21 protein-coding genes and 1 pseudogene are annotated in these 21,077 nt (G+C 53.6%); 16 read left to right on the top strand and 6 right to left on the bottom strand.

Annotation, left to right across the window (positions count from 1 at the left end; translation table 11 throughout):
- The first annotated feature begins 5 nt into the window (after positions 1-5).
- From DEO48_RS01780 to DEO48_RS01745, 8 genes are all read left to right on the top strand, one after another.
- The gene (locus DEO48_RS01780) at positions 6-1,595 is read left to right on the top strand and encodes a methyl-accepting chemotaxis protein (protein WP_109844172.1); all 1,590 of its coding nucleotides are present in this window, start codon (positions 6-8) and stop codon (positions 1,593-1,595) included.
- Between the two features lie 62 nt (positions 1,596-1,657).
- On the top strand, positions 1,658-2,584 hold the full coding sequence (gene glsB / locus DEO48_RS01775) for a glutaminase B (RefSeq protein WP_023311792.1): 927 nt from the start codon (positions 1,658-1,660) through the stop codon (positions 2,582-2,584).
- Positions 2,584-2,940, top strand: a complete 357-nt coding sequence (locus tag DEO48_RS01770; protein ID WP_045354969.1) for a DUF4186 domain-containing protein — start codon at positions 2,584-2,586, stop codon at positions 2,938-2,940. Before glsB ends, DEO48_RS01770 begins: the two co-directional genes overlap by 1 nt.
- Before the next feature lie 113 nt (positions 2,941-3,053).
- Complete coding sequence (locus DEO48_RS01765; RefSeq protein WP_063409650.1) at positions 3,054-4,493, top strand: GGDEF domain-containing protein; 1,440 nt, start codon at positions 3,054-3,056, stop codon at positions 4,491-4,493.
- Between the two features lie 119 nt (positions 4,494-4,612).
- The gene (locus DEO48_RS01760) at positions 4,613-5,578 is read left to right on the top strand and encodes a sensor domain-containing diguanylate cyclase (protein WP_109844171.1); all 966 of its coding nucleotides are present in this window, start codon (positions 4,613-4,615) and stop codon (positions 5,576-5,578) included.
- 82 nt (positions 5,579-5,660) lie between these two features.
- Positions 5,661-6,188 (top strand): GNAT family N-acetyltransferase, encoded by a 528-nt coding sequence (locus tag DEO48_RS01755; protein ID WP_023311796.1) that lies wholly within the window; start codon positions 5,661-5,663, stop codon positions 6,186-6,188.
- 118 nt (positions 6,189-6,306) lie between these two features.
- On the top strand, positions 6,307-7,758 hold the full coding sequence (locus DEO48_RS01750; RefSeq protein WP_109844170.1) for a tagaturonate reductase: 1,452 nt from the start codon (positions 6,307-6,309) through the stop codon (positions 7,756-7,758).
- Between the two features lie 200 nt (positions 7,759-7,958).
- Complete coding sequence (locus DEO48_RS01745; protein WP_069302828.1) at positions 7,959-8,873, top strand: bestrophin family protein; 915 nt, start codon at positions 7,959-7,961, stop codon at positions 8,871-8,873.
- Here DEO48_RS01745 and DEO48_RS01740 read toward each other — a convergent pair.
- On the bottom strand, positions 8,861-9,409 hold the full coding sequence (locus DEO48_RS01740; RefSeq protein WP_109844169.1) for a GNAT family N-acetyltransferase: 549 nt from the start codon (positions 9,407-9,409) through the stop codon (positions 8,861-8,863). The genes DEO48_RS01745 and DEO48_RS01740 overlap by 13 nt on opposite strands.
- Positions 9,410-9,526: 117 nt before the next feature.
- Between DEO48_RS01740 and DEO48_RS01735 the strand changes: the two genes are divergently transcribed.
- The 6 genes from DEO48_RS01735 (at position 9,527) to DEO48_RS01710 (ending at position 14,997) form a co-directional block, all read left to right on the top strand.
- A complete protein-coding gene (locus DEO48_RS01735) occupies positions 9,527-9,997 on the top strand; it encodes a GNAT family N-acetyltransferase (protein WP_109844168.1) in 471 nt (156 codons plus the stop codon).
- A 12-nt stretch (positions 9,998-10,009) separates the two neighbouring features.
- Positions 10,010-10,450: a GNAT family N-acetyltransferase gene (locus DEO48_RS01730; protein WP_109844167.1), complete on the top strand. Its 441-nt coding sequence runs from the start codon at positions 10,010-10,012 to the stop codon at positions 10,448-10,450.
- Positions 10,451-10,595: 145 nt separating this feature from the next.
- A complete protein-coding gene (locus tag DEO48_RS01725; RefSeq protein ID WP_109844166.1) occupies positions 10,596-11,591 on the top strand; it encodes an alpha/beta fold hydrolase in 996 nt (331 codons plus the stop codon).
- 44 nt (positions 11,592-11,635) lie between these two features.
- A complete protein-coding gene (locus tag DEO48_RS01720) occupies positions 11,636-12,376 on the top strand; it encodes a response regulator (RefSeq protein ID WP_109844165.1) in 741 nt (246 codons plus the stop codon).
- Positions 12,373-13,671 (top strand): ATP-binding protein, encoded by a 1,299-nt coding sequence (locus tag DEO48_RS01715; RefSeq protein WP_109844164.1) that lies wholly within the window; start codon positions 12,373-12,375, stop codon positions 13,669-13,671. The genes DEO48_RS01720 and DEO48_RS01715 overlap by 4 nt, the downstream gene beginning before the upstream one ends.
- 135 nt (positions 13,672-13,806) lie before the next feature.
- The gene (locus DEO48_RS01710) at positions 13,807-14,997 is read left to right on the top strand and encodes a cytochrome c biogenesis protein/redoxin (RefSeq protein WP_109844163.1); all 1,191 of its coding nucleotides are present in this window, start codon (positions 13,807-13,809) and stop codon (positions 14,995-14,997) included.
- A gap of 4 nt (positions 14,998-15,001) precedes the next feature.
- Here the strand turns inward: DEO48_RS01710 and tam are convergent, their stop codons facing one another.
- The gene (gene tam / locus DEO48_RS01705) at positions 15,002-15,760 is read right to left on the bottom strand and encodes a trans-aconitate 2-methyltransferase (protein ID WP_109844162.1); all 759 of its coding nucleotides are present in this window, start codon (positions 15,758-15,760) and stop codon (positions 15,002-15,004) included.
- Positions 15,761-16,143: 383 nt separating this feature from the next.
- Between tam and DEO48_RS01700 the strand changes: the two genes are divergently transcribed.
- On the top strand, positions 16,144-16,782 hold the full coding sequence (locus DEO48_RS01700) for an acyl-homoserine-lactone synthase (RefSeq protein ID WP_109844161.1): 639 nt from the start codon (positions 16,144-16,146) through the stop codon (positions 16,780-16,782).
- Between the two features lie 14 nt (positions 16,783-16,796).
- Here DEO48_RS01700 and DEO48_RS01695 read toward each other — a convergent pair whose 3' ends face one another.
- Both DEO48_RS01695 and DEO48_RS01690 read right to left on the bottom strand, forming a co-directional pair.
- Entirely contained in the window at positions 16,797-17,489 is a 693-nt protein-coding gene (locus DEO48_RS01695) for a LuxR family transcriptional regulator (protein WP_109844160.1), read from the bottom strand.
- Positions 17,490-17,791: 302 nt separating this feature from the next.
- On the bottom strand, positions 17,792-18,376 hold the full coding sequence (locus DEO48_RS01690; protein WP_109844159.1) for an NUDIX domain-containing protein: 585 nt from the start codon (positions 18,374-18,376) through the stop codon (positions 17,792-17,794).
- A gap of 86 nt (positions 18,377-18,462) precedes the next feature.
- On the opposite strand from DEO48_RS01690, the gene DEO48_RS01685 reads away from it, so the two are divergent.
- Positions 18,463-19,236 (top strand): DeoR/GlpR family DNA-binding transcription regulator, encoded by a 774-nt coding sequence (locus DEO48_RS01685; RefSeq protein WP_109844158.1) that lies wholly within the window; start codon positions 18,463-18,465, stop codon positions 19,234-19,236.
- A 38-nt stretch (positions 19,237-19,274) separates the two neighbouring features.
- Here the strand turns inward: DEO48_RS01685 and DEO48_RS01680 are convergent.
- Positions 19,275-19,475: pseudogene (locus DEO48_RS01680) on the bottom strand (NUDIX hydrolase); the annotation flags it as partial.
- 247 nt (positions 19,476-19,722) lie between these two features.
- The gene (locus DEO48_RS01675) at positions 19,723-20,658 is read right to left on the bottom strand and encodes a hypothetical protein (RefSeq protein WP_109844157.1); all 936 of its coding nucleotides are present in this window, start codon (positions 20,656-20,658) and stop codon (positions 19,723-19,725) included.
- Positions 20,659-21,077 lie beyond the last annotated feature (419 nt).

Below are 21,077 nucleotides of genomic sequence, written 5' to 3'. Positions count from 1 at the left end.
TAATTATGAACCTAACGCAAATTTTTCGCCGTATTGCGCAGCGTCTTACCCCTCGTCACTTTGGCCTGCTGACGGGTATCTTTTGCATTATCGGCCTTTTCTCCGCGCTGCAGCTCTCCTCCTCATTCCTGCTTAACGCCTCCCTGAACGACGCCCAGCGCAACGAGCAGCAAAACCTTCTCGCCTGGCAGCAGCAGAGCAAGCTGGATCTGGCCCGTGTTTCCCTGCTGGCGGCAAGCGACCTGCTTAACCGGTCCGGCGTCTGGTTTATGCAGGATAAAGAGACCGGCTCCGACGGAAGCTGGCACAGCCTGATGGACGATGCGCAAAAGGCGCTGGCGGTTTCTCAGCAGGCGTGGAAGGCCTGGCTGGCGCTGAATCCGCCGAAAGACGACGCCCTGGTGAACAGCTATCAGCTTTTTTACGGCGCGATCAACGAGCAGGCTGAAGGTTTGATTAAGACCAACACCATCGACGCGTTTTTTGCCGTACCGGCTCAGGCGTTTCAGTCTGATTTTAACGACAACTATGCGCGCTATCAGCAGGCAAGCGAGAAGCAGGCCATGCAGGGGCGTCAGAGCTTAATGGCGCAGCTCTCCGGCCTGCAAACGTTGTTCCTGTTTGCGCCGGTGCTGTTGCTTGCCATCGCGGCTGTCGTCTGGTTCGGCATGTCCAGATGGGTGATTACGCCGCTGCGTCGGTTGATAGCGCATATTAACCGGCTGGCGGCAGGGGATCTCTCCGGCACCCCGCCGAACGTCATGCGCTTTAACCGGGAGATAGGTCAGCTTAGCGACAGCATTGCGACTATGCAGCACGGTCTGCAGCAGCTGGTGACGCAGGTCAGCCATGCCACCGCAACGATGGTGGAGAACATTGACTCCCTTGCGCAGGGTAACCAGAAGCTGTATCAGCAGTCAGCGCGCCAGGCGAAAGAGCTTGAGGATGTGACGGCACATATCGCGGCGCTGGAAAGCCATGTAGAAGGGAATACCGGCTATGCCAGGCTCGCCAGCTCGCGGGCCGATGAGGCGCGGCAGGCGGCCGTGGGCGGCGACCGAATGATGTCTACCGTGAATGCGTCTATGCAGGCGATCGTCGACCGATCTTCTGAGATGCGCGGGATCGTGGCGATGATCGACAGCGTGGCGTTTCAGACCAACATCCTGGCGCTGAATGCGGCCATCGAGGCGGCCCATGCCGGAAACCAGGGGCGCGGCTTTGCCGTCGTCGCCCGGGAAGTCGGGCTTTTGGCCAGAAAAAGCAGCCACTCGACGCAGACCATTCAGGAGCTTATTAACCGCTCGCTGCAGGGCATTGAAGACGGTTCCCGCGCCGTTAGCCTGATGGAAGAGAATCTGCAGCAGGTCACCGGTCTGGTGGGCAATTTAAGCAGTTTGCTGAATGAGATCTCCACCGCCACGCTCAGTCAGGGAGAGAGTATTCACCAGATGACGCGCCAGCTTCAGGCGCTGAATCAGGTCTCCCGTCAGACGGACCTGCTGGTCTCAGACGCCTCGGATGCCTCTGAGCGGCTGCAAAAGCAATCCGATCTTTTATTGCAGGCCGTTTCGCGTTTTCGTCTTAGCGCCTGACGCAATACATAAGCCTCTGTTATACTCGCAGCCCGTTTTAGCCTGAGGGCAAGGAGCAAAGTGTGGCTGCGGTCATCCATAATGAGATGTTGGACGAGATTCTGGCGCAGGTTCGTCCGTTAATTGGAAAGGGGAAGGTTGCCGACTATATTCCGGCCCTTGCCTCGGTGAGCGGGAATAAGCTGGGGATTGCTATCTGTACCATCGACGGACAGCGATACCAGGCAGGCGATGCGACTGAGCGTTTCTCCATTCAGTCCATCTCGAAAGTGCTGAGCCTGGTTGCGGCGATGCGCCAGTATGAAGAAGAAGAGATCTGGCAGCGCGTGGGTAAAGATCCTTCCGGCCAGCCTTTTAACTCGCTGCTTCAGCTCGAGATTGAACAGGGTAAACCGCGAAATCCCTTTATCAATGCCGGGGCGCTGGTGGTCTGCGATATGCTGCAAAGCCGCCTCAGCGCGCCGCGTCAGCGAATGCTGGAGATTGTTCGCCAGCTCTCGGGCGTTGACGATATTGCCTATGATGCGGTGGTGGCACGCTCGGAGTTTGAACACTCCGCCCGTAACGCGGCTATCGCATGGCTGATGAAATCCTTCGGTAATTTCCATAATGACGTGGCGACCGTGCTGCAAAACTACTTCCATTACTGCGCCCTGAAAATGAGCTGCGTTGAGCTGGCCCAGACGTTCCTGTTCCTTGCGCACCAGGGGCACGCGCCGCATCTCGATCAGGAGGTGGTTTCTCCGCTTCAGGCCCGGCAGGTTAACGCGCTGATGGCCACCAGCGGGATGTATCAAAACGCCGGTGAGTTTGCCTGGCGCGTTGGGCTTCCTGCTAAATCGGGCGTCGGCGGCGGGGTCGTGGCGATTGTGCCGCATGAAATGGCGATAGCCGTCTGGAGCCCGGAACTGGATGAAACGGGAAACTCGCTTGCCGGCGTGGCGGTTCTGGAGAAACTGACCCAGCGCCTGGGACGTTCCGTATACTGATGTCCGATCTGGATCCTCTCTTTTCCCGCCTGGCGCGATCGACATTTCGCTCGCGCTTTCGCTTAGGCGATAAGGAAAGACAGTACTGCTGGGACAAAGGCCCCGAAACCATTGATCGGCACGCCGCGGATTTTGTCGAAAAGCGCCTTGCGCCCGCGCACCCCGCCAACGACGGTAAACAGACGCCCATGCGCGGTCACCCGGTATTTATCGCCCAGCATGCCACCGCTACCTGTTGCCGGGGCTGTCTGGCAAAATGGCATAACATTCCACAGGGCGTAACGCTCACGGCGCAGCAACAAAATTATATCGTCAGCGTCATCCACCACTGGCTGGTGCTGCAGATGAACGCCTAAATTTGACGAGTTATACTCCCGTGGTATTTGTGTTATAGATGCATCCCAAGTTAGTCCCGATCATGCTGACGACCGCAATAATTGCCATAAGCTCTCATATGGAATGATATTTAATGCGTTCTGCTCTTACCGCTATCAGGCCGTTCCAGGTTGACACGCCGCTGCGAAATGCAGCGACGATCTTCATCCTTACAACCTTATTCTATTTTGTGGGCGCGGAATTACGGCTCATTGAAGCCCTGTCGCTGTTCTGGCCGCTGAACGGCGTCATGGCAGGGATCTTCGCCCGCTATGTTTATCTGAATCGCCTGCATTACTATGCGGTATGTTATGTCGCGATGCTGTTGTACGACGCGGTAACGACCAACTGGGGGTTGGCCTCAGTGACGATCAACCTGTCAAACATGATCTTTATCGTCGTCGTCGCCGTGCTGGTTCAGCGCGACAAGCGGCTGATGAAGAAAACTCCCGATCCGCTTAACGCATTACGCCTGTTTAACTACTGTCTGATTGCCGCGCTGCTTTGCGCCTTGCTCGGCGCGGTAGGGTCGGTCGGGATTGACAGTCATACCTTCTGGCCGCTGTTTGCCGACTGGTTTAGCGAGCAGTTCTCAACCGGCGTGCTTGTTGTGCCCTGTATGCTCACGATAGGCATGCCCGTGCGCGAATTCAGGTTACGTCTGGAGCAGCTGCTGCCGGTAATTGCGCTGATCGTCTCGGTGATCGCGTCGGTGGTGATTGGCGGAGCGGGGAGCCTCTCGTTTCCTCTGCCTGCGCTTATCTGGTGTGCGGTTCGCTACTCATTGCCTGCGACCTGTCTGCTGACGTTTGTCACGGGCGCCACTGAAATCATTCTGGTCGCCAACTCGATTATTAATATTGCCGTGGCGACGCCGTTTACGACGCCAATGATGTTTTCAGCCCGGCTGGGGATCGCCACGATGGCGATCTGTCCGGTGATGGTTTCCGTCAGCATGGCGGCGATTAATTCCCTGATCCGCCAGGTTTCACTGAGGGCGGATTATGACTTTTTAACGCACGTCTACTCGCGTTCCGGGCTTTATGAGGCGTTAAAGCATGAAGAGACGCACCGGCATACGCGTTTTCTGACCGTCATGCTGCTGGATATTGATTATTTCAAGAGCATTAATGATAACTACGGCCACGAGTGCGGAGATCGCGTGCTGGCGTCGTTTGCCCGACAGGTTCAGCAGGTCGTCGGTGAAGACGGCATGGTGGCGCGCATGGGTGGGGAAGAGTTCGCCGTGGTGGTCAATTCAGGCGACGCGCGGCATGGTTTTGAACTGGCTGAACGTATACGATCCACCGTTGCCAGTCATCCTTTCACATGGCGTCACCAGACGCTCTATCTGACGGTCAGCATTGGCCTCGGCAGCGGAAAGGCTGAGTCCTGGCAGCTGACCGAGGTCTTCAACAAGCTCATGGCCGAAGCGGACGATCATCTCTATCGTTCCAAAAAAGCGGGTCGAAACCGTACCAGCGCCCGGGTGGCGGACGAGCAGATTGCCGCGCCCTCCGGGAGTGAAACATAGCTGCGTTAATCGTCATAAGGCATTGACGTGAATAGTAAGCGGCTTAACGGGACGTCAGAACACTGACAATGTCTCTGTTTAAGCTACGCTTTTAGTAACGCTTTACGTCAGGAGACATTATGAAAGCACCTGCAACCCCTGAAAATGAAACAGACAGACTCAACTCGCTACGAGAATCAGGTCTGCTTGAGATCGACAGCTCCCCGGCGTTTGACCGCTTAACGCGTCTGGCAAAACGCTTCTTCCAGGTGCCGCTGGCGATGGTCAATCTCATTGATGAGCATTCGCTGATCGTTAAGTCGGCCGACGGTCAGGCACCCGGAAGCGTTCCGCGTAATATCTCATTTTGCGGGCATACGATCCTCACCGAAGCGCCGCTGGTGGTGGGGGATATGCTTCAGGACGATCGCTTTGCGGATAACCCGCTGGTGGCCGGTGAGCCTCGCGTGCGGTTTTACGCGGGCTTCCCGCTGCGCCTGCGCGACGGCGCAAGCGTTGGCTCGCTGTGCCTGATTGATTACGCTCCCCGCGAGTTTTCTGCCGCCGACCTCGCCGTGCTGGGGGACCTTGGCGCGCTGGCAGAGGATGAATTTGCTGCCATCAGCGCGGCGACCACGGATGAATTAACCGGGTTATTCAACCGTCGGGGCTTTAATCAGCTCGTGCGGTTCACGCTTTCCGTTGCCCGACGTCGCGCTGAGCCGCTCACGCTCGGCTGGCTGGATTTGGATCGCTTTAAGGAAATTAACGATCGCTTCGGGCATGAAGAGGGGGATAAGGCGCTGAAAGCGATGGCGCAGCTGATGCGCGCCTCTTTCCGTGAGGCGGATCTGCTGGTGCGTTTTGGCGGGGACGAGTTCGCCGTGCTGTTCGCGGATACGGATGAGCAGGGCGCCTGGATTGCCATGCAGTATCTTGCCGAGCAGGTAGAAAACTATAACGCCCGCAGGCTACATCCCTGGTCTCTCCATTTCTCATGGGGGCTCAGTGAATTCGATCATAACGGCAACGACCTGCAGCAGTGGTTAAAAGATGCCGATGAAAAGATGTATGCCATGAAACAGCAGCGCCAGCGCGCCCGGTAACATAACAAAAGCGTATGTCCGATTCGTTTGCGTTAAGAAGATGTTAAATGCAGAGTGACGGTATTCAACGTAAGGAAAAACAATGAATACCTCACTGCAAATTAAAAACCTCACCCGAGACGACATTCTCACCCATCTTGATGCGCTGGCCGCGATCCTCGAAAACTGTGTGAGCGGCGGGGCATCCGTCAGCTTTATGCTTCCCTTTAGTCTGGATAAGGCTCGTTCGTTCTGGCGCGGCATCGCTGAAAGCGTAGGGCGCAACGAGCGCCTCGTGCTGGCCAGTATCGACCCGCAGGACGGCGTCATCGGAACGGTGCAGCTGATCGTCGACCAGCCGGAAAACCAGCCGCATCGAGCCGATGTGGCGAAGCTGCTGGTTCACGAGAAAGCGCGCCGGAAAGGTGCCGCGATGGCCTTGATGGAAGCGCTTGAAGCGGAGGCGCGGGCCAGAGATATTTCGGTTCTGGTGCTCGATACCTCCACCGGCAGCGGCGCCGAGACGTTCTACCAGCGCGCCGGCTGGCAAAAGGTGGGGGAGATCCCGCGCTATGCCCTGATGCCGGACGGCGCCATGACGGCCACCTCCGTGTTCTATAAGTTCTTATGATTATTTTGTACAACTACACCGTGGATTGATCAAAACAGGGTTTCTGGTCGTTAAGTTTTGATAAGTTATCGTACCAATCTTATCAGGCTGTATGACTAATCATAAAAGGAACCCTCTTGTGAACACGCTCAACCGTCGTGATTTTCCCGGTGCTCAATACCCGGAACGCATTATTCAGTTTGGTGAAGGCAACTTCCTGCGTGCGTTTGTCGACTGGCAAATTGACCTGCTAAATGAACATACCGATCTTAACGCCGGTGTGGTTATCGTTCGTCCTATTCAGAGCGACTTCCCGCCGTCGCTGAACACTCAGGATGGTCTCTATACCACTATCATTCGCGGCCTGAACGGGCAGGGCGAAGCGATGAGCGAGAGCCGTCTAATCCGCTCGGTTAACCGGGAGATCGACGTCTACGGCCAGTATGATGCGTTCCTGAAACAGGCGCACAATCCGGACATGCGTTTTGTTTTCTCGAACACCACCGAGGCGGGTATCAGCTACCACGCGGGGGACAGATTCGACGATGCCCCTGCGGTGAGCTACCCGGCGAAGCTAACTCGACTGCTGTTTGAGCGCTTTAGCCACTTCAATGGTGCAGCGGATAAAGGCTGGATCATCATTCCGTGCGAGCTGATTGACTACAACGGCGCTGCGCTGCATGAACTTGTCCTGCGCTATGCCCGGGAGTGGGCGCTGCCTGCGGCCTTTATTCAGTGGCTAAATGACGCCAACAGCTTCTGCTCTACGCTGGTCGACCGTATCGTGACCGGATACCCGCGCGACGAAGCGGCCACGCTGGAGGCTGAGCTGGGTTATCACGATGGGTTCCTGGATACGGCTGAACATTTCTATCTGTTCGTTATCCAGGGGCCGGCATCCCTTGCTCAGGAACTCCGTCTGGATAAGTATCCGTTAAACGTGCTGATTGTCGACGACATCCGGCCCTACAAAGAGCGCAAAGTCGCTATCCTGAACGGCGCACACACCGCGCTGGTGCCGGTGGCATTCCAGGCCGGGCTGGATACGGTGGGCGAGGCGATGAATGATGCAGAGATCTGCGCGTTCGTCGAAAAAGCGATTTATCAGGAGATTATTCCTGTCCTCGATCTGCCGCGTGACGAGCTGGAATCTTTCGCCAGCGCGGTAACTGGGCGTTTTCGCAACCCTTACATCAGACACCAGCTGCTCTCCATCGCGCTCAACGGCATGACCAAATACCGCACCCGCATCCTGCCGCAGCTGCTGGCAGGGCAGAAGGCAAGCGGACAACTGCCCGCGCGTCTGACGTTTGCGCTGGCTGCATTGATAGCGTTTTATCGCGGGGAGCGTAACGGGGAGAACTATCCGGTGCAGGATGATGCATTCTGGCTGGAACGTTATCAACAGCTGTGGGCACAGCATCGCGATCGGCAGTTGAGCACCCGTGAGCTGGTGCAGGCCGTACTGAGCGTGAGCGAGCACTGGGAACAGGATCTCACGCAGGTCTCCGGACTTGTCGACCAGGTCACCCTGGATCTTGACGCCATTCTCCTGAAGGGAATGCGCGCAGCGGTGAAACCCCTGTGCTAATGACGTCACCCGGCTTCGGCCGGGTTTAATTACATCTTAATTTAGTTACAACATACTATTTGCTCTTTTTTTAAAACCACATGCAGCACCGTGCGCTTATCGCTAAGCAGGTCATAAAATTCAATGCTCCGTTAACATGCTTGCAACGGTGAGGGAGATCACGTTTAATAGCCACGCTCTTTTCCTTCCTGAAACTCACTATGATTGTTCGTCCTAAACAGCACTGGCTACAACTGATTTTTGTCTGGCACGGTTCGGTACTTCCCAAAATCTACACCCGACTGCTGCTCAACTTCCTGCTTTCTATCGCCGTTATCCTGATGCTGCCGTGGTATACCTCGCTGGGCATCAAATTTACCGTGGCGCCATTTAGCATTCTCGGCGTGGCGATCGCTATCTTTCTCGGTTTCAGAAACAACGCCTGTTATTCACGCTACGTTGAGGCTCGCCTGCTGTGGGGGCAGTTGATGATAGCGGCACGCTCGCTGTTTCGCGAGGTAAAAAACACCTTGCCTGACGATAAGCATCTGGGCGAATTTGTCCGCCTGCAGATAGCTTTTGCCAACTGCCTGCGTATGACCCTGCGCCGGGACCTGAACGCCGAACAACTCTCTCGCTATCTTGCTCCGGATGATTTACGCCACGTGATGAGCGCCAACTCGCCGGCGAACCGTATTTTACTGATCATGGGGGAGTGGCTGGCCGTGCGGCGGCGAAACGGCCAGCTTTCAGACATCCTGTTCCACAGCCTGAACAACCGTCTGAACGATATGTCCATCGTCCTTTCCGGCTGCGAGCGCATTGCGACAACGCCTGTGCCGTTTGCCTATACGCTGATTTTGCACCGCACGGTGTATCTGTTCTGCATCATGCTGCCGTTCGCGCTGGTTGTGGATCTGCACTACATGACGCCGTTTGTCTCGGCGCTGATCTCCTACACCTTTATCTCGCTGGACACCCTGGCGGAAGAGCTGGAAGACCCGTTCGGCACAGAAGATAACGATCTGCCCCTGGACGCCATCTGCAACATGATGGAACGCGATCTGCTGCAGATGAACGATGAAGAGAACATTCCGGAAAGGCTGATGCCGGATAAGCATTATCAGCTGACCTGACGGGCGTTCCACTCGTCGCGGGTGATTTCCCACAGTTCAGAATCCAGCATGCCGCTGACGTAGGCTTTTTGTTCCGTTCTGATAAGCCGCATGCCGCTACTGTCTGAAATACGCCGGGAGCGGCTGTTGGCGGCGGCTTTCGGCGCGCGCAATACGGGTTTGTTTAGGGTATTGAACCAGTAATCCGTCGCGGCAATGCTGGCCTCGCGCATGTATCCCTGGCCCTGAAACTCCGGGGCCAACCAGAATCCACGGTTGTTATCTTCAACGTCATACAAACAGATAATACCCATCAACTCATCCGGCACCTCGCGACGGCGGATGCTCCAGAACCAGGCGATCCCTTTTGCCATATCCGGCAGCGCCACGTTGTTGACATAGTTTTCCGCGCCGTTATCCGGGTAGGGCCATGGCACGGAAGAGACCATATAGCGGACAATCTCCCAACGCGGATAAAGCTTTTGTATCTGAGGCGCATCTTCGGCAACCAGCGGTTTTAGCAGTACACGTTCTGTCGTGAGCGTCGGTATCGTCATCCGCGGATCTCCATATTTAAGCGTTATGCTTTTGTTTGCATTCTGGTATTTTCATCTTAACGGCACTCTATCCCAGTGAGCTCTTTTCCCATACTACTAAGAATTGCAGAGGTCATCATGGCATTAAGACGGGCAAACCCGCAGGAAACCGAAATACTCTGGAATATTCGCAATCAGGCGATTCGTCACGGCTGTAAAACCAGCTACGGCGCCGACGTCATTGCGCGCTGGACGCCGGATCTCATGCCAGAACGCTATCGGCAGATGGTCATTGAATACCCTTTTTACGTGGTGGAAGATGAAAAGGGTGATATTGCGGCAACCGGCTATCTGGATCTGGATACCCACTGTCTGGAGGCGATATTCACCTTGCCCGCTGCATCCGGTAAAGGCATGGCGACCCGGATTATCGAGGCGCTAAAAAATGAGGCCCGCAGCCGGGGGATAGCCCGCCTGAGGCTGGATGCAACGCCTAACGCCCAGTCGTTTTATCAGAAACTGGGGTTTGTGACGCTGAGCGAAACCTATCATCACTCGCGTATGGCGGGGGCTGATTTACGCTGTTTCGAAATGGCGATCGATTTGTAATGTGAGGAACACATGGCTGTCACGGTAAGACCTCTATGCGAAGGCGATTACTCCCAATGGCGACCGCTTTGGGATGGCTATACCCATTTTTATGATTGCTACCTCGAGGAATCCGTCACCGCATCGACATGGGAAAGGGCGCTCTCAGAGCATTCCCGGATGTTTTGCCGGGTGGTCGAGAAGGACCAAAAGGTCATCGGTTTCGCGATGTGCATTCTGCATGAAGGAACCTGGTCAACGGCCCCCGTCTGCTACCTGGAAGATCTGTTTGTTGATGCCGACGACCGCGGGGCGGGAGCCGGTAAGGCGCTTATTGATGCTCTGATTGTGGAAGGCAAGCGCGAAGGGTGGTCAAAACTGTACTGGGTCACCCGGGAGAACAACCCGGCGCGTAAACTCTATGACAAATATGTTGAGGCTGACGACTACGTCCGCTATCGCCTCTCCCTTTAAGACGACAACGCCTGTGTTTGTATCACACTGTATCTGCGTCCCGGATACATACACAGGCTTGCAATAAACCCGCTTTCGCACATATCCGCTATACATTGCCGTGTTGTTATATCCCCGTGAATTGTACTCAACCGGAGATACCAACATGTTTAGCAAATTCGCGTACTCAACCCTCGCACTGACCGTTTCGCTTGGCACCGTGATGTCCTGTCAGGCTGAAGTCACCGGCACAAATTTCTCGGCAGCCTTCGATCGTCCGCAGCAAATTAACGCCGGCGATTTGAACGTCGGTTATGTCGACATCGGCCCGAAAAACGGCCAGCCGGTAATTTTACTGCACGGCTGGCCCTACGATATTCACAGCTACGCCGAGGTTGCACCCGCGCTGGCGGCAAAAGGCTATCGGGTAATAGTGCCGTCTCTGCGCGGCTACGGCACCACGCGCTTCCTGTCAGCCAAAACGCCGCGCAACGGCCAGCCTTCAGCCATGGCGAAAGATATTGTGAACCTGATGGATGCCCTGAATATTAAGCAGGCGGTATTTGCAGGATATGACTGGGGCGCTCGTACGGCGGATATCGTTGCGGCGCTGTGGCCAGAGCGCGTTAAGTCACTGGTGTCGGTGAGCGGGTATCTCATCAGCAGCCAGCAGATTGGCAAACAGCCGCTGCCGCCAAAAGCGGAGCAGCAGTGGTGGTATCAGTTCTATTTCGCCACCGCGCGCGGTGCTGAGGGCTATGCCAAAAACACGCATGACTTCGCGCGCTTAATCTGGTCTCAGGCCTCGCCTGACTGGAAATTTAGCGATGCTGTTTTTAACGCCAGCGCCAAATCCCTCGATAACCCGGATCACGTCGCCGTGACGCTCAGCAACTATCGCTGGCGTTTAGGGCTGGAAAAAGGCGAGCGCAAATACGACAGCTACGAGCAAAAACTCGCTACGCTGCCGAATATCACCGTTCCAACAATCACCATTGAAGGCGGGAATAACGGTGCGCCGCATCCGGCACCGCAGGCCTACGCGGGTAAATTTACCGGTAAATATGAGCACCGCACCTTCGGGGCAAACGTGGGGCACAATCCGCCTCAGGAAGATCCGCAGGATTTCGTCAAGGCCGTCGTTGACGCGGACAAGCTCTGAAATGTGCTATTTTCAGTACGTTAACCTTCGGTCTGGAGATTTCGGTGGAGCATATTGATCATATCCTTGTCGTCGATGACGACAGGGATATTCGTGAACTGATTGTCGATTATCTCGGTAAGTCTGGCTATCGCGCGACGGGCGCGGCCAACGGTAAAGAGATGCGCGTCGTGCTGGATAAACAGCATATCGACCTGGTGGTGCTGGATGTCATGATGCCCGGCGACGACGGCCTTACGCTGTGTCGAGAGCTACGCGTCGGGAAATATAAAGATCTGCCCATCCTGATGCTGACGGCCCGCAATGAGGAGACGGACAGGATCCTGGGTCTGGAGATGGGCGCGGATGACTACGTGGTGAAGCCGTTTGTCGCCCGTGAACTGCTGGCGCGTATCAAAGCGATTTTACGACGTTTTCGCACGATGCCGCCCAATCTGCAGGTGACAGAAGCCGGGCGGCTGGTGATGTTCGGCGAATGGCAGCTCGATACCGTTGCCCGCCACTTAATCGATCCGGAAGGGGTGATCGTCGCACTCAGCGGGGCGGAGTATCGCCTGCTGCGCGTTTTCCTTGACCATCCTCAGCGGGTGCTGTCCCGCGATCAGCTGCTCAACCTGACGCAGGGGCGAGACGCCGAGCTGTTTGAACGTTCTATCGACCTGCTGGTTAGCCGGGTCCGTCAGCGCCTGAACGAAGATGCCCGCACGCCCGCCTATATCAAGACCGTGCGCAGCGAAGGCTACGTTTTTACGATGCCGGTCACCATCAAAGAGGCTAACGAATGAGGTTCTGGCCACGCTCGCTGCTGGCCCGCTTGCTGCTCGTCGTGCTGTCCGGCCTGCTGCTGGCCAACGCCCTGAGCCTGACGCTGGTCATGATTGAACGAATGCACAGCGCCAGAACGGTGATGCTCGGTAATCTGGAAAACGACGTCGCAACCAGCGTCGCCATTTTAGACCGCTTACCGGCCAGCGAACGCGCGGCCTGGCTTCCGCGCCTCGAACGGGGTAACTACCGCTATATTCTGGGGCCGGGAGAGCCCGGCAACGCGCCGACGGATAGGCGTTCGCAGGACGCCATCCGAACCTTAAAAGCGACGCTCGCGACACAGTACCCGCTCAGCTTCACCGCCGTCCCTGGTGCCGTTTCACACATCCAGGCGCATCTGACGCTGCACGACGGCGCGCCGCTGACCGTTGACCTGATCCCGCGCATGCCGCCGTTCGCCAGCTGGTTGCCCGTAGTGCTGATCCTGCAGCTGCTGCTGCTGGCTGCGTGCGCCTGGATTGCCGTGCGGCAGGTGGTGCGGCCTTTTTCAGAATTTACCCGCGCGGTGGATTCGCTGGATCCGGCGGCCAGCACGCCAATGACGGAGAAAGGTCCGCTTGAGGTGCAGCGTGCAGCGCATGCCTTCAACGCAATGCAGGCGCGCATTCAGTCTTATCTCCGGGAGCGCGCGCAGATCCTGGCGTCCATTTCTCACGATCTCCAGACCCCGATTACCCGCATGAAGCTCCGTGTCGAAATAGCAGGGGAACCAGAACTTCGCGACAAGCTTCTGAACGACCTTGATAACATGACGCGTCTGGTGCGGGAGGGGATTGCGTATGCCCGGTCATCAGAATCGCTGGAAGAGAGCTCGCTGAAGCTGGAGCTAAACGCCTGGGTCAACAGCATCGCCTGCGATTATCAGGACATCGGTAAAAACGTGCAGTTTCAGGCAAGCGATACTCGCTTACCGATCGTTACTCGTCCGCAGGCGCTCCGCCGGGTGATGACTAACCTGCTGGATAACGCGCTCAAATTCGGCGAACGCGCTGTAATAGCCATCGATGATTCGTCTGACCGGGAGGTGGTTATCCACATCACGGACGACGGGCCGGGGATCCCTGAAGCCGAGCTTGAGGCGGTTTTACAGCCGTTCTACCGGGTGGAAACCTCGCGCAACCGCGATACCGGCGGAACAGGACTCGGACTGGCGATTGCCGCGCAGCTCACCGCTCAGCTTGAAGGAAAGCTCAACCTGACGAACCGGGCCGGAGGCGGACTGGATGTCTCCATTACGCTACCGCGCCGTTAATTGTACGGCTTTGTATCTCCCGGCCTGGGTGATACAGAGCCAGACAAAACCTGCGTTTTTACACATATCCTGAACACATCCGCACGATGAAATAGCCTCACTGCAGCGTCGCAGGACTTGTATTGTGAGGTTTCTATGTTTCTGGTAATCGCTTTTCTGGGCGGGATGATAAGCCTGCTCAGTCCATGTACTCTCCCGGTTATTCCGCTCCTGTTCGCCGGTTTTCAGGGACAGCGACGACATATTCTGGCTCTGCTCGCGGGGATGATCGTGATGTTCACCCTGGTGGCGATGGCCGTCACCGTCGCCAGCGAGTGGATAGCAGAGGCAACCATCGTCGGGCGCTGGATCGCCCTCGTTATTCTGGCCACGGCCGCGCTGGCCTTAATTTTTCCGTCATTCGCCCAGCGTATTGCGGGTCCGGCCGTCAGCGCGGGAAATGTCCTGAACACCCGAAGCGGGCAAACGCGCGGTCTGGCATCGGCTTTTCTGGCCGGGCTCGCGGTGGGGCTGCTCTGGTCTCCCTGCGCCGGTCCCATACTGGGCGCCATTTTCAGCATTAATATCGCGGGCCACTCGGCCATTACGACGGGCGCGCTGCTGGCGGCCTACGGCAGCGGATGCGCACTGATGCTGAGCCTGCTCGTTTCAGGAGGCCGCACGCTGATGGCGCCGTTAAGAGCAAAATCGGCGCTGATGGAAAGGCTGCGGCAGGGGGCTGGCGTGGTGATGCTGGCGGCAGTCGTATTTAACGCGACAGGAATGACTTCGTTTCTGAAAGGAGCAAACGGCGTTGCGGACCGTCTTGAGACAACACTTTTGACGCTGGCGAAACCCACTGCCGCGCCGGTGAAGCTCCGGCCGGTCGTGATGACAGAGCCCAGCAGCCAGCTGCCTTCGTTAAGCGGGGGGACAGGGTGGATTAACGGTGACCCTGTCACGTCTGAATCCCTGCGAGGGAAGGTGGTGTTAATTGATTTCTGGACGTGGGATTGTATTAACTGCCAGCATACGCTTCCCCACGTGCGAGACTGGGCCACAAAGTACCAGTCTCAGGGTCTGGTGGTCATCGGGGTTCACACCCCGGAGTACCCCTGGGAAAAACCGCTTTCGTCGGTAAAAAATGCGGTGGAGAAATGGCAGCTGCCGTATCGGGTTGTGACGGATAACAATTATCAAATCTGGAACGCTTTCGGGAACCAGTACTGGCCAGCGCATTACTATTTCGATGCCAAAGGCCAGCTACGCTATACCGCCTTTGGCGAAGGAGATTATGCGCAGCAGGAAAAGATCATTCAGCAGCTGCTGAAAGAAGCCAGGTCATAACCCGTCAGGGTTGGCGTTGCGCCACGATAAATAGCCGCGGAAAAGCGAGCAGTATCTGCCCATTTTCCTGGAGCGGATACTGCTCTTCCAGCAGTTCATGGTAGCGTTTCAGGAAACGTTTCTGCTCGCTCTCGTTCAGTTCCTGGAGCCACGGACGCAAGCCGGTGGCGCTTACCCAGTCAATAATGGCCTGGTACGAGCTCATTTTATGGAAATAGGTCGTCCGCCAGATATCCACGTCACAGCCCGCCTCCGACAAGATGTCGTAATAGGCATGCACACCCGGGAGAGGTTCACGGCCGCGGTCAGGGTAGTCTTGCTCCAGCGCCACTTCACGCATCGCTACGTGAGTGGGTTCAAGCCAGTTGTCAGGCATCTGGATCGCTAATACGCCGTTAAGCGTGAGCAAAGAAACGAGATGAGGAAGGAGATCGTAGTGGTCAGGAACCCATTGCAGCGAAGCGTTGGCATAAATCAGGCTCAGCGGCTGGCCAGGCTTGTACTGGCGGATATCGGCCTCAACAAAATGGCAGCCAGACAATGCGGCTCTTGCTTCCTCGAGCATTGCAGGGGAGTTGTCGACCCCGGTAATGTGCGCCGAAGGCCAGCGATGCTTCAACAGCGCGGTGCTGTTTCCCGGCCCGCAACCTAAATCAGCGATGGTGGAGACCTCATCCAGAGGAATTCTGGCGAGCAGTTCTGCGGCAGGACGCGTTCTTTCCGCGCCGTATTGCAGGTAAAGAGAAGGATTCCAGTCGGCCATTTTGGTTCTCCGTTTAGCATGCTTATGCAAGAGTAGCACAGCAGTAAGAACAGAGATAATAGGGAAAAAATAAGAAAAAGGAAATATTACCCCTTAAATTCTTAAGGGGCAATACTTTAATTGTAATTATTTTATGATTATCGTTTTTTAATATTTTATCGGCTAAGTGCTTCTTACGCTCTGTACCCGAAACTATAAATATTAGATAATCATGAATGGATATATCCCTGGTGTTTCGTAGGTCTTTGACCTCCTGGCCACTGAGTTTCACGAGAACTTAGTGGCCGGGTACTTTTCAAGTATAAGGAATACCATGCACAATGAAAGCTGTCCTAAAAGACAGGGGATAATAGTTTCAGGTGTTATTATCAGGAATAAGAGCAATGAATTCTGTTATTGAGTTTTTTTTGCATGATTACGATGATTTACCGTCAGCATTAGCCCACGAACTCTTCCGGCTCCGGAGAAAAACCTTTCGGGACCGACTCGACTGGAAAGTTGAATGCGTTGAAGATATGGAAAAGGATCAATTTGACAACCCAAACACGACATACTTGTTGGGTATGTATGAGGGAGAGTTGTTATGCGGCGCGCGATTCATTAACTCGACGCATCCGACAATGATAAGCGAAATTTTTCACAATTATTTTGCCGAAACCATTATTTTACCGACTGATGTTCCCTGCTGTGAAATTAGCCGTTTATTTTTAGATAAAGAAAGACGAGACTCCTCAACTCTGCAGAGAGTGCCCGCCAGTAAGGCATTGTTTCTCGCAATGAATATGTATTGCATAAAGCAAAAATACCATGGAATGTACGCAGTAGCCAGTCGTGGTATGTATGCCATATTTCGCCATGCGAACTGGAAAGTTGAAGTTATTCAACGTGGTGTTTCTGAAAAAGGGGAGGCTATTTACTATATTTATATGCCTGCCAGCACCAGCATTATTGAAGACATTATTAGCAAAGACAAATCCAGTCACTGGCTTCGCGAAATGCTCGAGCATTTACGCCATTTATAACCAGTGGCTGAGGCTTAGTCGTCCAGTAATCGTAGTTCTGTTCCAAGTTTAATTGCGTGTCTGGCATTATTCACACCGAGTTTTTTCATTACATTCCCCATATGGAATTTAACGGTGCGTTCAGCAATAGACAAAATAACAGAAATTTCTGCGTAGGTTTTCCCGGCGCTGACCCATTTAAGGATTTGTCTCTCACGTGGCGACAGAAAAACATTCTTTTTCTGTTGATGCTGGCTATAGAGATTGAGTGTCTTCTGATGCAGTTGAATAAGGAAGCGTAGAAATTGTGGCCGATATTTTTCTATATCAATACCAGAATGCTTAGGACTGATGACGGATAAGACGACAAGATTATTCAGATAGTCATGCAGAGGGAACGTCTGCCCCTGGTAGATATCATACTGGACGCTTTCGTTGAAAATGCGCGTCAGGTTATAACCATCAGACAGGATGACATCACTTTCCCAGAAAAAATCTTCAACACAGCGCAAAGCCCGAATGATAACAGGGTCAATGAACTGATATTTCCTGTCGAGGTAGATATCAAACCACTCGGGGCTGTTATTGATTATCCGCATCTGTGAAGGATCTTTCTTGTTCATAATGGCGTAGGCGAAGACGATCCCTTTGAAATCCTCAAAAAACGCGTCCAGCTCACTCTGAATTAGCGTATTGATCGCTATGTCGTTGTAATATGTATCCTTCACGTGAGTTGCTTGCCTCCTGTTCGAGTGGAGGAGCAAGTATAATATGCTTCGTTATCTGTAGCGAGTCGCATTTTAATCCAGCCAACAGATAAGACAGGCTACCTCAACTGGTAACCTGGCCAACGTGTGGCATTTCTAATGGCAAATGCAGATGACTCGGCGAATTTTTGAAGATTTTGTCAAATCCCGAAATAGTTCACTAAATATAGTAGGCTGCAAAATTTAGGAGGTTTTCCGCTTTACATTTGAGTAATCAAAAAGCGTACCGACCCAGATTCAAATTCAGGATTTTAGCCCGCGGTCTACATAATGCCTTTAAGAGCAATATGATAAAGCAGCATGATGGTTTTACCGTCGGCAATCTTGCCTGTTTCAATGCCGCGTAATGCCTCTTCGATCGTCATTTCCAGCACGTCGATATCTTCTCCCTCAGCCTTGATCCCGCCGCCTGCGCCGGTTCTGTCTTGCGGCTGGTACTCGGCAAGATAAAAATAAAGTTTTTCCGTGACGGAGCCCGGGCTCATATAGGCTTCAAAGATTTTCTGCACGCTCGAAACCTGAAACCCTGTCTCTTCTTCCGCCTCTGCTTTTATGCGGCTTTCGGGATCCATATTGTCCAGCAGTCCCGCCGCGGCTTCGATTAAATCGTCCTCATGGCCGTTGATAAAGACAGGGAAGCGGAACTGGCGGGTCAGGATCACCGTTTTTTTCTCACGGTTGTAGAGAAGAATAGTCGCGCCGTTGCCACGGTCGTAGACCTCTCGTTGCTGTCGTTGCCATTCGCCGTCACGGCGCTGCAGGTCGAAGGTGTACTTTTTAAGGTTGTACCAGTTATCTGACAGGGTTTCACTGTCAATGATGCGCACATCTGCACGTTTTGATTGCACGTTTGTTCCTCCTTACGTAGAGTAATTATCATAAACAGCATTATCGTGCACCTTCAAGATAAAACATGCAATATCAGGAATTCATGATGCTCACCAGTCAGCGAAAACAATTGATCCTCGAAAAGCTCGGCACCGAAGGCCAGGTCCAGTCAAAAGCGCTCAGCATGTTCTTTGATGTCTCTGAAGACACCATCAGGCGTGATTTGCGCGAGCTGGCGGCAGCAGGGCGTTTGCAGCGCGTTCACGGCGGCGCGCTGCCGTCATCTTCTGCTATTGCTCCCTTTGCCGAACGGCAATCCGTGAAAATTGATGCGAAAAAACGGGTCGCCCGCAAAGGTGCGCAGCTGATTTCATCAGGCCAGGTGGTGATCGTTGACGGTGGCACGACAACTTCGGAGCTGATTACGTTTTTCCCTCCTGATCTGCGCATCACGGTGGTTACGCACAGTCCGAGCATCGCCCTGGGGCTTGTGGATCATCCGTCCATCGAGGTGATTCTGATTGGCGGTCGCTTGTATAAGCACTCGATTGTTGCGGTCGGCGCAGCGGCCATCGAAGGCATCGAAAATATTCATGCAGATCTGTTCTTTATGGGCGTGACCGGGATCCATCCTGAGGCGGGGCTGACAACCGGCGATTTCGAAGAAGCGTGCATCAAACGTGCATTTTCCGGCAGAGCCGCGGAGACGGTTGTGCTGGCTTCTCCGGAAAAGATTAACACAGCGTCTTCGTTTGTCATTGGCGATGTGTCATCGGTGAATACCATCGTCGTGGAAGACAATACCGATAAGGAGTGGATCCGCGCGGTATCGGAAAAGGGAGTCTCCGTCGTGTTGACCTCAGAGAGTGACACTCTCTGATAGCCAGCCTGTGCTCACAGGCTGGCTGGCGGACTGCCTTAAGCCTCAGGAATGTTCTCAAGTGCGGTATAAACCTTCAGGCCATATTTGCGGGCAACCTCAATGTCCATATCGGCACCTTTACGATAAATGGCATCACATTTAGCTATTAGCCGGTGAGCAACGGGGTACAACATCGCTTCACTGATTTCATCACCAACTGCTTTCGAACCTGCGGCTTTTGCCGTTGGCAAAAGCCAGCCATTCGTTAGATGATCAGCTTGACGATAGCAGCACGTGAGAAGACACACTCAGAGGTCATTAGCATTCAGGCCAACGCCACAAACGACGATGCCCATAAAATACCAGATTTCTTCTGATCCCATATTGATGCGCATAATGTATTGAACATGTTAAATGACTGCACGAAGTGCGGGCATTTAGCCTTCATCCCGGAACTATCAGATGATAGTAAATCATTAATTTTACGTGTACTTTATAGCATCTTCATGAGATTGCAGCAATGCAGTCTATGCCGGGATTTCTGCCTTCCCATTGACACCTGAGCCAGCGGAGGTAGCGAACATAGACCAAAGCATCACCTTCAGTCATGTAACCATTTCGCTGGATTTTATGCGTCAGAGGGTAGAATGCCACCGTTCCGTAAGGGGTTTCAGCAACAATCACCCGCATATTGCCATGAAGAACAACATCATATTTTATTCCGCTTTCCTTTATTACATCTTCAGCCTCCTGTAGTAATTCTTCCCGCATCTTGTTTATTTCATGATATCTCTCACCGGGAATCCTCATTGCAGATGCCCTTAATCTGGCTTCATGTGCATTATCAGAGGTGCTGATAAATGAAACAGTATCGGGAGAGTAAATTCGTTGATGGGAATAGTCCTTATCCAGTTCATATTCTCCGGGATTATTTTCCCACAGGGCATAACCATGAAGTGCAGGGAGGTCATTGCAGAAGTTCTGGAAGTTATGCCATCTTTCACAAACCTCCACACCTTTATAACCTTTAAAATACTGCTTCCCTTTAACCGTCATGTAGCACCTTGCCAGCATGTTATGCCAGAGAATGAATTTCCTTGTTCTCTGGTGGCTTCTGGTGTTCTCAATTGTGGAATGTTTTCCGTTTCCGATATATCCCACGTTATAATAACGGGGCTTCATCAGTAGCGTTATGCGTTCTTCTTCTGAGGACGGGAATGCATCATCCGAGACTGAGCCTGATTTAATATGTGTGCCATAGGCTTCCTTAACTATGCCACTGTCTTTGAATTGTACAACATAATAGCCACGTCTTGTTTTATCTTCTGAGCGACCAAGAACGGTGCATTTACCATTATGCCTTGTATCAAATACAGCTCCGGGAAATAACGTGTTATGGCTGTAGTTCTGGTGATATTTTTTATTACGAAAGTAAGTCATCTGACATGTCCTGAGTGACGAATGAAAGGGAGAAAAAGAATCGGGGCGGGTCCTGCTTTTTCCCTTTAACTTCTGTCAGGCCAGTGCTGCGGTCAGAGGTCAGGATTAAATTAAAGAAGACATTCAAAAAATAAAAATGATAAAAACTTCAGGCGATACATTGTGACAGGTACAGCGACAATCCGTCAGAAGCTCTGTGCCACGCCATTAAAACGACACATACAAATGCCCTGCATGACGGGATAATGCAGCCTGAGGGTGATACAGGCCGGATAAGCAGGGGTGGGAAGGGTGTTTAATAGTGAGTAAAGTATGGAGTGTCAGGCATTTGCGGGACTGTGTATTTATACAGTGGTGTTAGATTTGCATATATAGTGACCACGGGCGCTCTGTATGTGGTTATGGGGCCATATTACCCC

The organism is Enterobacter sp. CGMCC 5087, from assembly GCF_003144775.1.
GTDB classification, from domain to species: Bacteria; Pseudomonadota; Gammaproteobacteria; order Enterobacterales; family Enterobacteriaceae; genus Enterobacter; species Enterobacter cloacae_M.
Note: the sequence above shows the minus strand (reverse complement) of the source record. Positions and strands in the feature narration are given on the sequence as shown.

Bases quoted from the DNA above. Each gene is read 5' to 3' on its own strand.
- DEO48_RS01780 (WP_109844172.1), top strand. From the start codon at position 6: ATGAACCTAACGCAAATTTTTCGCCGTATTGCGCAGCGTCTTACCCCT.
- DEO48_RS01770 (WP_045354969.1), top strand. From the start codon at position 2,584: ATGTCCGATCTGGATCCTCTCTTTTCCCGCCTGGCGCGATCGACATTT.
- DEO48_RS01765 (WP_063409650.1), top strand. From the start codon at position 3,054: ATGCGTTCTGCTCTTACCGCTATCAGGCCGTTCCAGGTTGACACGCCG.
- DEO48_RS01760 (WP_109844171.1), top strand. From the start codon at position 4,613: ATGAAAGCACCTGCAACCCCTGAAAATGAAACAGACAGACTCAACTCG.
- DEO48_RS01755 (WP_023311796.1), top strand. From the start codon at position 5,661: ATGAATACCTCACTGCAAATTAAAAACCTCACCCGAGACGACATTCTC.
- DEO48_RS01745 (WP_069302828.1), top strand. From the start codon at position 7,959: ATGATTGTTCGTCCTAAACAGCACTGGCTACAACTGATTTTTGTCTGG.
- DEO48_RS01740 (WP_109844169.1), bottom strand. From the start codon at position 9,409: ATGACGATACCGACGCTCACGACAGAACGTGTACTGCTAAAACCGCTG.
- DEO48_RS01735 (WP_109844168.1), top strand. From the start codon at position 9,527: ATGGCATTAAGACGGGCAAACCCGCAGGAAACCGAAATACTCTGGAAT.
- DEO48_RS01730 (WP_109844167.1), top strand. From the start codon at position 10,010: ATGGCTGTCACGGTAAGACCTCTATGCGAAGGCGATTACTCCCAATGG.
- DEO48_RS01725 (WP_109844166.1), top strand. From the start codon at position 10,596: ATGTTTAGCAAATTCGCGTACTCAACCCTCGCACTGACCGTTTCGCTT.
- DEO48_RS01715 (WP_109844164.1), top strand. From the start codon at position 12,373: ATGAGGTTCTGGCCACGCTCGCTGCTGGCCCGCTTGCTGCTCGTCGTG.
- DEO48_RS01710 (WP_109844163.1), top strand. From the start codon at position 13,807: ATGTTTCTGGTAATCGCTTTTCTGGGCGGGATGATAAGCCTGCTCAGT.
- tam (WP_109844162.1), bottom strand. From the start codon at position 15,760: ATGGCCGACTGGAATCCTTCTCTTTACCTGCAATACGGCGCGGAAAGA.
- DEO48_RS01700 (WP_109844161.1), top strand. From the start codon at position 16,144: ATGAATTCTGTTATTGAGTTTTTTTTGCATGATTACGATGATTTACCG.
- DEO48_RS01685 (WP_109844158.1), top strand. From the start codon at position 18,463: ATGCTCACCAGTCAGCGAAAACAATTGATCCTCGAAAAGCTCGGCACC.
- DEO48_RS01675 (WP_109844157.1), bottom strand. From the start codon at position 20,658: ATGACTTACTTTCGTAATAAAAAATATCACCAGAACTACAGCCATAAC.